Source organism: Fervidobacterium sp. 2310opik-2 (genome assembly GCF_011057735.1).
Lineage (GTDB): Bacteria > Thermotogota > Thermotogae > Thermotogales > Fervidobacteriaceae > Fervidobacterium > Fervidobacterium nodosum.
This window is the reverse complement of record NZ_LNGG01000011.1, coordinates 40363-53027: the sequence shown is the minus strand read 5'-3', so window position 1 is coordinate 53027 and position 12665 is coordinate 40363. Positions and strand designations below refer to the sequence as shown.

Here is a 12665-nt window from a genome sequence, read left to right as displayed (position 1 = left end):
TGTAAATTTTTGTATATTTGTATGGTATAATTTTTAAGTGAGCCCTTTTGCTGATTTTATCAAACTATTGCAATTTGGGGTGAATTGATGTGGATTGGTTTAGGAAATTTGTAGATTGGTTTGCAAAGTTTCCTGAAAAATGGAAAGCTTTGCAAAAAGGACAAAAATTAGTGATTATAATGATAATAGCATCTGTGATTTTGGCTATAATTCTTCTTGCCATTGTAAATGCACCAAAGTATGTTTTGCTTTTGACAACGCGAACAGAACAAGATGCTGGAAGTGTTATACAACAACTTGAAACATTGGGAATACCCTACAAAGTTGAAGCTGGTAACAGGATATTGATCCCATCGAGTTATAACGTTTACGAAGTTAGAATGAGATTGGCTTCTACTGGAATTCTTTCTGGTTCTTCAAGAGGATTTGAAATTCTTGATCAGACTTCACTTGGTGCAACAAGTTTTGATAAGCAGGTCAGATATCAAATAGCACTTCAAGGTGAATTAGAAAGAACTATTTCAACGATAAAAGGTGTACAAAGTTCAAGGGTTGTACTTACACTTCCGAAATATACTTACTATGTACGTGGTGAAATGTCGGAGCCGAGAGCTTCGGTTATGGTTGTTATGGATCCCGGTCAAAGTCTAAGTAAAGAACAAGTAAAGGGTATTGTTTCATTGATCCAGGGAGCTGTTGAAGGGATAAAGACTGAAAACATAAAGATTATCGATCAAACGGGACAAGACCTAACCGCTATGTTGAATTTGGATCAATCAACTGCGCTTGCCTCCACAAAAATGGAACTTAAAGTTAACCTTGAAAATTATTATAAGCAAAAGATAAAAGTTCCACTTGAAAATATTTTTGGGCCAGGTAGAGTGGAAGTTATACCAGACGTTAAATTAAATTGGGAAAAAGTTGAAAAACAGATAACCACATACACTGCTCCAAATAAAAAAGAGGGATTGGTAAGGAGTAAAGAAACGGAATCTGAGTATTCTACAACAAGTCAAGGAGCTGGCGGCCCCGTTGGTACAGAGTCTAATATTCCACCAACAACTTACGAATCAACTGAAGGAACAGGAGTAACTACCTATCAAAAAAGCCATGAGATAGTTAATTACGAACTTAATCAAGTTATTGAGAACATTGTTAAAAATACTGAAGGAGAAATAGAAAATATAACGGTATCTGTTGTTATAGATTCATCTTCCACAGTTCTTGAAAGGACCTCAAAGGATGAAGTGCAAAATTACATTAAAACCATCATCGAAAAGAGTATATCAGCTAATACTCCAAACGGTAGCGTAACTTATGCTGTTGCATTTTTGCCATTTAGTAGAGAAATCCAAGAACAGTTTTATAAAGAATTGCAAACTACTACTGAAATACAAAAACTTAGAACAAGGTTGATATTGGTATTACTTGCTTCTATACTTATATTCTTCGCTTCTTACCTTGGTCTTATTCAATTTAGAAAAATAAAAGCAAGGAAGATGATTCAAGAAAGGTACAAATTGTTACAAGAAGAAGCACAACGAGCATTGGAAGCCATTGAACAAGCAGAAGAGGTACAACCAGGCGGAGAGGAAGAGGCTATACTTGAGCAACTCAAAGAATACTTACAACAGGTTTCCGAAGTTTCTCCAGAAGAAGTTGCTACCGTGCTAAAGGTATGGATAAGTGAGAAATAAAGAGAAATTGATTAAGTGAGCATTTGAAGGAAGGAAGAGATTATGGCCGAAAGAAAAACACTTAATGGAAGGAGAAAAGCGGCGATATTGCTTGTAACTATGGGACCTGAGAGGGCTGCAAAGGTTCTCAAAAACCTCGAAGATTCGGAAGTTGAAGCATTGACAGTAGAGATAGCTAATCTTGGTAAGGTAAGCAATGAAGAAAGAAGAATAGTCTTAGAAGAATTTCAGAATCTTACTAAGGCACGTGAGCTTTTAATTACTGGTGGTATAGACTACGCAAAAGAGATGCTAATAAAAGCATTTGGGCCAGAAAAGGCTATGCAAATCATCGAAAGATTGGTATCGAACCTTGCTGTAAAACCTTTTGAATTTATGAGAACAGCCGATGTTGTTCAAATAGTGAACTTCCTTCAATCTGAGCATCCACAGACAATAGCGTTGGTACTTAGCTTTCTTGATCCAAGAACGGCTGCACAGGTTCTTGGAGCGTTACCTGAAAACTTACAAATTGAAGTTATAAAAAGGATATCACTACTTGAACGTGCTTCTCCAGATGTTGTAAAAGAAGTTGAGAAATTACTCGAAAAGAAATTTGCTGGTGTTGCGACACAGACAATGAGTGCTGTTGGCGGACTAGACACAGCTGCTGAAATTATGAACAGTTTAGATCGTTCAACTGAAAAGACAATTATGGAACGTCTTACTTATGAATCACCAGAACTTGCAGAAGAAATTAGAAGAAGAATGTTTGTCTTTGAAGATATCCTCAAAATTGACGATAGAGCTGTACAGCTTGTTCTTAGAGAAGTCAATATGCAAGATTTGGCGGTTGCGCTCAAAGGCGCTTCAGAAGAACTAAAGCAAAAGATTCTGAACAATATGTCAAAACGTGCCCAACAGTTACTCAAAGACGAAATGGAATTTATGGGACCTGTGAGAGTTAAAGATGTTGAGGAAGCTCAGCAGAAGATAATAAATATAATAAGAAGGCTAGAAGAAGCTGGAGAAATTGTTATCTCCCGTGGTGGTGGTGAAGAGCTTATCACATAGTAATATATAGTAATATTAATTTTAATATTAATTGTAGCGATTTGTCTCAGTATAACATTCAAAAATGTTATAATATCTAAGAAAGGAACATCGTACATGTGGGACGAGAATGTTTATTGTTGTGTTGATATAGAAACTACCGGTATTGACCCTTCAATAGGTGATAGGATCATTGAAATCGCAATAATACCGATTTATAAAGGGAAGATCGTTAAAGAATGGGTGTATACTTCGTTAGTTAATCCAAAAGTTAATATCCAAGCATATGCTCAAAGTGTTCACAAGATAAGTAACTCAGATATTGAAAACGCGCCAGAACTTGATGAAATAATTTCTGTTGTTAGGAAATACTCAAAAGACACAATTTTGGTATTTCATAATGCTAAGTTTGACCTCACTTTTCTTGACTATGCAGCAAAAGAAGTTGGACAATTGCCGTTAGATGTGTATTATATCGATACTCTTGATATATCAAAGGCGGTTTACGGCAGGAGAAGAAAACTTGAGAGTTTAGCTCAAGAGATGAAAATACAACATAAAGTTACTCATAGAGCTTACGACGACGCTTTTGTAACCGCAAATGTTTTTATTAGGTTTTTCGATATGTTGGGTTGGGAAGTTATCCATGAGTTCCTCAAACGTTGGATGGGAAGGGAGTATTGATAAAATGGTTAAAAATTTTATACTTGATACAAATGTGCTTATACACGATCCAGAAGCTATATATTCATTCGAAGATAACAATATATTTATACCGCTCCCTGTGATTGAAGAATTAGATAAGCTTAAGAGAGAACAAGGAAGAGTTGGTAAAAATGCTAGATTGGCGATACGTGTACTCGATGAAGTAAGAAAAACTGGCGATATACACCAAGGAGTAAAACTTAGGAGTGGTGGGACTTTAACGATACCTGTGTTAAACGAGTCTGACTTTGATAAGCATCAAGTAAAATTCCTTTTTGAAAAATATGTTGATAATTGGATAATCGCATATTCTATGTATCTGAAAAGTCATCGACCGGAACCAACAATTATAGTTTCAAAGGATATAAGTTTAAGAATTAAAGCTGCTGCTTTGGGAATACCTGCCGAAGATTATCTCACTGACAAAAATGACCTTTCTTTACTGTCGCCTGGTTATATTACCGTTAAAAATCTTAAGGGTGTTGATACGAGTAAAATTTTTCCAAACGAATATATTGAATGCGAGAATGGTTATTATAGATTTGATGGAGAGAATTTTGTTGAGGTTAATCCAAAAATTAAAGTTTTTAACGTTAGTCCAAGGAATAAAGAACAACTATTCAGCCTTGATGCACTTTTAAATGATGATATTAAGGTGGTTTCTCTGATAGGTATAGCAGGTACCGGTAAGACTTTCTTAGCATTAGCTGCTGCTTTGCAAAAGACATTACAAGAAGGGGTGTATGATAATATCGTTGTAGCAAGACCATTGGTGCCAATGGGTGGAAAGGATATTGGTTATCTACCCGGAGCGCTTGAAGAGAAGATTTCTCCATGGATGGGCGGTATTATGGATAATTTGGAGTATCTATGTAGATTAAATAATCTTAGTTTCAAAGAGATAATGAAGAAGGAAATAATCGAATTGGAAGCTTTGACTTACATAAGAGGGCGTTCCATTCCGAGACAGTATATAATAATTGACGAAGCTCAAAATCTAACGCCTCTTGAAGTAAAAACGATACTTACAAGAGCTGGCGAAGGAACAAAAGTCGTTTTAACAGGTGATCCATATCAGATAGATACACCATATCTTGACGAAAGTAGCAATGGTCTTGTCCATGCAGCTTCAAAATTCCGTGGGCAAAAAATATCATGCCATATTATACTAAGTAAAGGCGAAAGATCTGAATTGGCAACAATAGCCGCTGAAATTTTATAAATTTTACAAATTTTGTAATTAGGGGGAATCTTAGGTGATCGTAGAAGTAAATAATCTGGCTTTGTATGAACACTACAGCGGTTTTGAAAAGTTTAGAGATAATATTTTTAGGTGTAAGGTAAATTTACTTGCACACCTTTCTAAAACATTTACCGATGCGAAGTTTGTTTTTTACAACGCATTAGGTGAATTTGGACTTATTGAAGACCTTGAGGAGGTCTTGGAAGGTTTTTTTCACGAATTTGAAGTTATTTATAAGGAAATAGACCTAGATTTCAACTCTTCGCCTGTAAACAATGTTCCACAAATTAGGATGGATGGCGTGGTCAAAAAATTGGATGAAGCTGAAACGATAGGACTTTATAGACTGCCAATGGCAAGTAATCTAAAGTGTGACTACACGAATTGTTTCTACTTAATTGAAAATTTCTTAACTGAAGATATGGGAGAAAATACACTTAGTTATGTTGTTGATGTAAAACCGAGAAACTTTGCTGAATCTAATATTACAAGCAATCTTAATACTATTGCTGAAAAGTACGTAGTTTTGAAACTTATTAGAGGTGAAGAGTTATGTTTCTAAAAAAAGCTAAGATAAATGGATTTGGCAAGCTAATAGATAGGCAATTTAATTTTACGCCAGGAATGAATATAGTATTTGGTCCAAATGAGAGTGGCAAGACTACGCTTGCCAGATTTATACTTTACACACTTTCTAATCCAAGCAACGAGGCACTTAAATATAAACCTTGGAACGGTGAAGAATTTGGTGGATTGCTGGAAACTTCAGAGGGGACATTTGTCTTTGGTGAGACTTCGGAACAAAAGCAAGATAAAGATTTCTTAGAGAGTATAGCTTTCCTTATGGAAGACGACGAACTTGAGAGTTTGAAAATAGATAAAAGTATAATCGAAAGTTCTCTTAAGAAAAAGAGCGAGAAAACAGAGATGGGAAGAATTATAAAAGGGGTCATGAAAGGTCTTGAAGAATTTCAAATAGATAAGTGTGTAAATAAAATTTCCTCTGATTTGAATGACGTAAAAGCGGAAATTGAAAAAGTAAAATCAATTATAGTTGTTAGAAATAAGCTATATTTAGAGAAGAATGATATTTCAAAACGTTTAGAAAAAGCACATGACGAACTGGAAAACTTGCAAGTTGAGTTAGAAAATCTAAGAAAAAAGAAAAAAGAAGAATTGAAAAACGAAATAACCAAAGTTCAGATGAAAATCGATGAAATAAAATCGAAACTTTCAAAATTGTCTTGGGTGGAACGTATAGATCAGAATGTTGTGTTCGAAATCTATGGATTAATTAAAAAAATAGATAATGTGAAAGAAGAAATTGATAAATTGGAAGAAGAGGAAAAATCTCTTGTAGAGATTATTAATACCAAAGACAATGAGATAAATTCAAAGCTTAAATTGTTAGGAGCAACGTCTGAAAAGGATTTAGAAAGCATAAGTTTGAGGTTAAAACATCTTTCTCTACTTTCAAAGATGTATGGTGAGGGAATTAGTCAAACTGAAGAAGAAGAACCTCTTTGGCATATCTTTATTCAGGATCCATCTATAATTGAACGTGCTGAAGATGAAGAACAAAAATATCAAGAAATAAAAAATGCTATCGAGAAAGAAAAAATAGACATTCAAAATCAAATAGAAAAACTTGAGGGAAGCGCGAAATATTCAAAGGATTTATCTATACTATCAGGTATAGCAGGCGTAGTGTTGTTAGCGCTTGGTTTATTGTTTAATAAAATAGCTTTATTTATGTATTTGCCATCGGTTTTGTTTTTGGGCTTTGCTGTTTTGCTTTTACTAAAATCTAGGAATAATATTTCAAAGCTATCGGTTCTTCAAGAAAGACTTATGGAAATAATGATGCATCGAGTTGAGCAACCTCAAGTTTGGAAATTGCTCGGCCAATACGGTGTTAAGAATATTAGGGATTTGCGGAAGAAATATTCAGAATTTCTCGAATGGAAAGCAGCGAATGTTGAAAAGCAAAAGAAAATTATAGAATTGAAAGAGATAGAACAGGAGATTATAAAAGAGCTTTCCAAGTTTAATGTAAATGGTTACGCTCAAATGGTTGTTTCCGCAGTCGAGAATTTACAAAGGACATTTAATGAAGTTCAAGAACTTATTTATGAAAAAGAAACTCTCGAAAGGAAGCTTACACAGGTTCGTGGCGAATATGTTTCTAAACAGAAAGAACTTAATCTGTTGCATAATCATCTTGAAGAATCACTAAAGACAAATGGTGTTTCTAAACAAGATATAGAAAATTATCGTACCGATTTTGAAAATTATCTAAAACTTAAGTCAGAACTTTCAGAGAATATTACCACATTAAAAGATTTGGAAAACAATCTTGAAAACGAAGATTTAGATAGAGATATTCATTCATACAAATTGTCTGTCGAAAATCAAATTAAGATTATCAATGAACTTGAGCAAATGTATCAAGATATTTGTAAAAAAATTGAAGAAAATAGTGTCAACAAAGAACTTCTCTCTGAACTCTTAGTAAGGAAGGATGAATTAGAGTTTAAGTTATCACTGATAAATTTGATAGGGAGTTATATCCCAAGGCTTTTTGAACACCTGAAAGACAGTTATTCAAAATTTGTTGAAAGCTATTACAAAAATTTCAGTGATGAATTTATTAAATTTTTCAATTATGTTTCTGGACAAACTAAGAATTTCTTTGTAACCCCGGAACTTTCTGTGAAGATATTGGTTGAAGGGGATTTAAAAGATCCTTCTGAATACCTGAGTGGGTCCACTAAAGACCTTCTAATTTTTGGTATTAAGAACGCACTTTACAAATCATTTTATGATGGAAACATTCCTCTTGTTATAGATAACACGTTAATTCGTTTTGATGACGAGAGACTCAAAAGAATTTGTGAATATCTTAAGGAGGAGTCAAATTATAGGCAGATAATACTTTTAACGAGCGATAAGAGAATAATTAAACATTTTGATAAAAACACAAATGTATTATACTTGGAGGGGTAATAATGTACAAAAGAGTTCTCTTAAAATTAAGTGGCGAAGTTCTAAGCGGAGAGGATCAAAAAGGATTCAACGAAGAGCATGTTGAATATCTTATTAAGGAAATAAAGGGTATATCCGAATATGGAACAAAGCTTGGAATAGTTATAGGCGCTGGGAATATTTTCAGGGGAAGGGATTTTGAGGGTCTTAGGCCAACTATTTCTGATCAGATAGGGATGCTCGGTACTGTTATAAACGCGCTTTATCTTAAAGATAGATTTGAGAATGCTGGCATTAGGACTGTTATTGTGTCGCAGATAGTAACATTACCTTCAGTTAAATTAATCAATTATGACGATATTGACCTTTACTTTGACGCAGGTTACGTAGTTATATTTGCGGGTGGTACAAGCAATCCTTTCTTTACAACAGACACTGGTGCTGCACTAAGGGCAGTTGAGATGAAAGCAGAACTTTTGATTAAAGGTACGAAGGTCTGTGGTATATATGATAAGGATCCTAAAAAATACAGCGATGCAAAAAAATATAACGTTATAACTTACGACGAAGCCATAGAAAAGAATCTAAAGATAATGGATACAGAAGCTTTTTCTATATGTAAGAGATATAATATGAAGATACTTGTTATGAATTTCTTTGAAAATGGGAATCTTCTTAAAGCTATAAAAGGTGAAAATGTAGGTACACTTGTTGTTCCAAAAGTTTAAAAGTTTTTAAGGGATGTGTGGTAGATAAATGGATAACGATAAGGTAAGCGCATGGTATCCTGGGCATGTGCAGAAAGCGAAAAGACAGATAAGAGAAAATTTAAAGAAGATAGATATAGTTATTTTTGTCCTAGACGCAAGAGCACCAGTCACGACGACAAGTTTTGAGATGAATATTTTTAGGGATAAAGAAAAGATAATTGTTCTTAATAAATCTGACCTTGCCAATAAAGATTACAATATTTTGTGGAAAAACGAGATATCGAAATCTTTTCCTGTTTTGCTCATGAGTAAGGAAACGAGTGGGAAGAGCATAATAAATCTTGTAAAAACTTCTTCAAAAAAAGGGAATCCACATTTAGCGGTGGTCGGTGTTCCTAATGTTGGAAAATCTACAATTATAAATAAAATTATAGGAAGACACCGCGCGAAAACAGGTTCCCAGCCTGGTATTACCCGCGGAGTTCAGTGGGTTAGTGTTGATGGTATAGTGGTATTGGATTCGCCAGGTATTTTGTATTCTGAGATATATTCGAAAGAAATAGCTGCAAAATTATTACTTATTGGTTCTATACCTGTTGAAAACTTAAATGATGAGATATATGATATAGCTTTTAACATCTACAAAAACGTGGCAGGAATTGATAAGGATTTCTACACTTTCTTGGAGGAATTTGGTAAAAAAAGAGGTTTGTTAAAAAAGGGTGGAACCGTTGACTTTGAAAAAGCAAAAAATTTATTCTTCAAGGAATTGTCAGATGGCAAAATAGGACAGTTTACTTACGATACAGACTTTAATAAATTTTGGGAGGTTGTGAAAAATGGTTGATGTGAGGATTATAAACTCTGTTTTGGCATCAGCGCAAAATACTTACGAAATGGTACTTCAACTGAAAGCGAATTTTGGTAAACCACAAGCAGTAAAGGATGTTGTACCAAAATACAACATAGTAACGGTTATAGGCTTCACTGGAGATATTGAGGGAAATTTTATATACTCTTTTAGTGAAACAACAGCATTAAAAATAGTTTCAAGGATGATGGGAATGGAATATGGGGCATTGGATGATCTTGCTCTTAGCGCGATAGGTGAGCTTGGGAATATGACTTCTGGAAGTATTGCCATGAATCTTGAGAAACTTGGTTACAAAATAGATATAACACCTCCGACAGTTATAACTGGTGAAGGAATGAAAATAACAACTGAGGGAATGATTATAAGACTTCCAGTGAATCTTTTTGAAGAAGACGATTTGGAACTTCACATTGGTGTTCGTGGAGGCAAATAAATAGTTAAAAAATTGAGGTGGAGATAAGATGGTAGTTGTAACCGGTGTACTTAAGGAAGAAATAATAGGCGTTTTCAGGGAATTGCTCCCGCTTCTTGAAAACGGCGAATTGATTAAAAGAAATTTTTCAAGGGGAATCATTGGTGGGAATGAAGTTGTAACGATATATGGTTTTATAGGTAAAGTTGAAAGTGCGATGATAACTCAGGCGATAATAGATAAATTTAATCCTAAGTATATTATACATTGTGGTTCTGCTGGAGCGATAGACCCAAATTTAAAGATAGGTGATATTGTATGTGGTACCACCTATTACGAGCATGATTTTCAAGGTGGTAACATTATGCCGATAGAAGCTTCACACATACTTCTTGAGAAAATTGCTGATGTTTATAAATACGTTGCTTTTGGTCCAATGGTTAGTGGGGATCTTATTGTAAGTGATAAAAAAATGAAGGAGATGCTTTATGATAAATACAAAGCTTTAGCAGTCGATATGGATAGCGCTGCAATGTCAAAGGTATGTAAAGAAAATGGGGTAGAATTTTGCTCTCTAAAGGTTATCGTTGATACTAGTGAAGAACAGGCTCACATTGAATACGAACAAAATTTCAGAAAATTTTCAAGCCTTCCGTCGACAATAGTTTCTGAGCTTTTGGATAAACACATATTATAGTTTATGCATAGTGAAAGTAGGTGCTTTCCTTGAAAGAGAGGGATAATAGAAACGATTTACAAAATAATTCCAATGTAAAAGTTTGGACTGTAAATGAGAGCAATTACTTTTCAAGAGTAGATAAATTTTTAAGAAAAATGCTGAAGAATGTACCATTAAGTGCAATTTACAAGTTTTTACGTACAGGTAAGGTAAAAATAAACGGTAAAAAGGTAAAAGACCCTTCAACCAAGTTAAACATTGGTGATGTTATAGAATTAATTGAAGAGTCTTTAGATAATTACAGTCGAGAATACTTAGAGTTAAAGCCTGTAAAAATGGATTTAGATATTATTTACGAAGATGAGCTTATAATTGCTATAAATAAGCCTGCCGGGGTATCAGTACATCCAGGAAAGAATGTTAATAAACCTTCTATTATCGAAGGGCTTATGCATTACGGCAAGGAAAATGGCTTCGAGCCTTTCCTTGTACACAGGTTAGATAAAGAGACATCCGGTGTGTTAATTGTTGCAAAGGATAGAAATGTGGCAAGAGAGCTAAGTGAAATTATCTCTTCACGAAATGTTGAAAAAATATATAATGCTTTGGTTTTTGGTAAGGTGCAGAAAGTTACAATAAACACGCCTATAGATGGCCAAGATGCTGTAAGCCACATAATTCCAATCGAATATTTTAGAGTTAAATTGAATGGTATAAGTGTTGAGTTAAGTTTCCTTGAAGTTGAAATAGAAACGGGAAGGAAGCACCAAATTAGAAAACACCTTTCATCAGTAAATTGTCCAATAGTTGGCGATAAAGATTATGGAAATTTCAGATTAAACAGAGAATTTTCAAAGAATTTTGGTTTGAAAAGGCATTTTCTTCATTGTAAACAGATGAAATTTGTTTTCAATGGAAGAAATTATAATATCTTGGCCCAGCTTCCCAAAGATCTTACCACAGTTATTAAATATCTTAATGCGGAGAGTGGTAAAGATTGAAGATACACATCTTTCCAAAAAACGAGAAATATGTCGAAATACTGATTACAGTGTTTTCCGTTATTTTATTACTCTCTATATTCTTTCGAGTTCCAATAGATAAAGAAAACACCGCTGTTACTTTTTTCTTTGAAGATGATAGCCGCGTACTTTTTTACACGGGCAATGAAAAAATAGAAGATAACGTTGAGTTAGTAATTCCAGTTGGTAATATCAAAGAATCTCCGCAGGATTTCTTAAAGAAGGTAAACGGTAAATACGTTGGGAATATGGAATTTTACGGCACGACAGATTTTGTCAAAGAATTTTACAAAAAGACAGGTTACAAGAAAATTGTAAAGGTTCATTATATAAAGCCCGAAGAAATACCAAAGTATGATACTTACAGACTTTTCAAAAGATTTTGGAGGGCGGTTGTTGAAAGAAGTGTTGAGGTTATAGTTGTACCAAATTCTGAGACTTCTGTAGAAGCGTACAAAATCTTTAGTAATTTCTTTCAAGTGAGTATGCGAATACCTAAACCAGACGATACGACTTGGAATAATAAGATTTTTGGAATATTGTTAGGAATATACGTAACACTTCAAATGCCTTTTGCAGTTTTGTCTTTTCTTTTCTTTAAGGATTATTGGTTTTACGTTAGTTTAGTGAGTATACTTGGAACTATTGGTTGTTATTTTTCGGCAAAAAATAATTTCTTTAGAATAGTGAACTTTGCTTTATTAGGAATCCTTACTAACTTTTCTTTGTATTCATTTCAATATCTTAATGACCTTGAAATTTACCGTGGGGTAAAAATTTCACTTGTATTGTTACCATCGTTATTGGCTGTGATTATTTTTACGAAGTTAGGTAAAGAGAATATTTTCAAAAAAAGTCACATTATAACTTTTTCAATAATTGGCTTACTGAGTATTTCGTATATGATTTTAAGAAGTGGAAATTATGGTTTTGTAACAAAGTTTGAAGAAGATATTAGACTTCTACTGGAGAATATATTCATCGTAAGGCCGCGAACAAAAGAAATTATTTTCATTCCTATATTATTGTTATCAACGGAGTTTGAAAATGCATTTACAAAAGCACTATTCTCATTTTTTGGAACTTTTGCTCTTGTTTCAATTTTTAATTCGTTTTGTCACATAAAGGCGCCAATATATGTTTTGGCTTACCGTGAAACTATTACAATACTAATTGGCGTAACTATTTACTTTTTCGTAGTTACTTTTATAAAACTTATAAATATTTGGACAGGTAAAGAGTGAAAAAACTTAAGCTTGTTTAAAATTAAAAAGCCCGTAATTTTTTAATTACGGGCTTTTTATTT

At 33.8% G+C, this 12665-nt stretch carries 12 protein-coding genes; all 12 read left to right on the top strand.

All coding sequences use genetic code 11. The features are described from left to right. The first annotated feature begins 89 nt into the window (after positions 1–89). The 12 genes from fliF to AS161_RS05165 all read left to right on the top strand — a co-directional run bounded on the left by fliF (position 90) and on the right by AS161_RS05165 (position 12603). Complete coding sequence (fliF, locus tag AS161_RS05220; RefSeq protein ID WP_164542045.1) at positions 90–1697, top strand: flagellar basal-body MS-ring/collar protein FliF; 1608 nt, start codon at positions 90–92, stop codon at positions 1695–1697. A gap of 42 nt (positions 1698–1739) precedes the next feature. Then, positions 1740–2750 (top strand): flagellar motor switch protein FliG, encoded by a 1011-nt coding sequence (fliG, locus tag AS161_RS05215; RefSeq protein ID WP_164542044.1) that lies wholly within the window; start codon positions 1740–1742, stop codon positions 2748–2750. 96 nt (positions 2751–2846) lie between these two features. Beyond that, positions 2847–3413 carry a 3'-5' exonuclease gene (locus tag AS161_RS05210; protein ID WP_164542043.1) on the top strand — a complete coding sequence of 189 codons (567 nt, stop codon included), beginning with the start codon at positions 2847–2849 and terminating at the stop codon, positions 3411–3413. A gap of 4 nt (positions 3414–3417) precedes the next feature. Continuing rightward, the gene (locus AS161_RS05205; protein ID WP_164542064.1) at positions 3418–4656 is read left to right on the top strand and encodes a PhoH family protein; all 1239 of its coding nucleotides are present in this window, start codon (positions 3418–3420) and stop codon (positions 4654–4656) included. A 34-nt stretch (positions 4657–4690) separates the two neighbouring features. Next, positions 4691–5239, top strand: coding sequence for a hypothetical protein (locus AS161_RS05200; protein WP_164542042.1), 549 nt, complete (start codon positions 4691–4693; stop codon positions 5237–5239). Beyond that, on the top strand, positions 5230–7683 hold the full coding sequence (locus tag AS161_RS05195; RefSeq protein WP_164542041.1) for an AAA family ATPase: 2454 nt from the start codon (positions 5230–5232) through the stop codon (positions 7681–7683). Before AS161_RS05200 ends, AS161_RS05195 begins: the two co-directional genes overlap by 10 nt. Before the next feature lie 2 nt (positions 7684–7685). Continuing rightward, a complete protein-coding gene (gene pyrH, locus AS161_RS05190) occupies positions 7686–8390 on the top strand; it encodes a UMP kinase (RefSeq protein WP_011993997.1) in 705 nt (234 codons plus the stop codon). A 28-nt stretch (positions 8391–8418) separates the two neighbouring features. Beyond that, positions 8419–9219, top strand: a complete 801-nt coding sequence (locus tag AS161_RS05185) for a GTPase (RefSeq protein ID WP_164542040.1) — start codon at positions 8419–8421, stop codon at positions 9217–9219. Then, complete coding sequence (locus AS161_RS05180) at positions 9212–9679, top strand: chemotaxis protein CheX (RefSeq protein WP_164542039.1); 468 nt, start codon at positions 9212–9214, stop codon at positions 9677–9679. The genes AS161_RS05185 and AS161_RS05180 overlap by 8 nt, the downstream gene beginning before the upstream one ends. Before the next feature lie 28 nt (positions 9680–9707). Further along, positions 9708–10355, top strand: coding sequence for a 5'-methylthioadenosine/S-adenosylhomocysteine nucleosidase (locus AS161_RS05175; RefSeq protein WP_164542038.1), 648 nt, complete (start codon positions 9708–9710; stop codon positions 10353–10355). A gap of 29 nt (positions 10356–10384) precedes the next feature. Continuing rightward, on the top strand, positions 10385–11338 hold the full coding sequence (locus AS161_RS05170) for an RluA family pseudouridine synthase (RefSeq protein ID WP_164542037.1): 954 nt from the start codon (positions 10385–10387) through the stop codon (positions 11336–11338). Continuing rightward, positions 11335–12603 (top strand): DUF5693 family protein, encoded by a 1269-nt coding sequence (locus AS161_RS05165; protein ID WP_164542036.1) that lies wholly within the window; start codon positions 11335–11337, stop codon positions 12601–12603. The genes AS161_RS05170 and AS161_RS05165 overlap by 4 nt, the downstream gene beginning before the upstream one ends. The last annotated feature ends 62 nt before the right edge of the window (positions 12604–12665 follow it).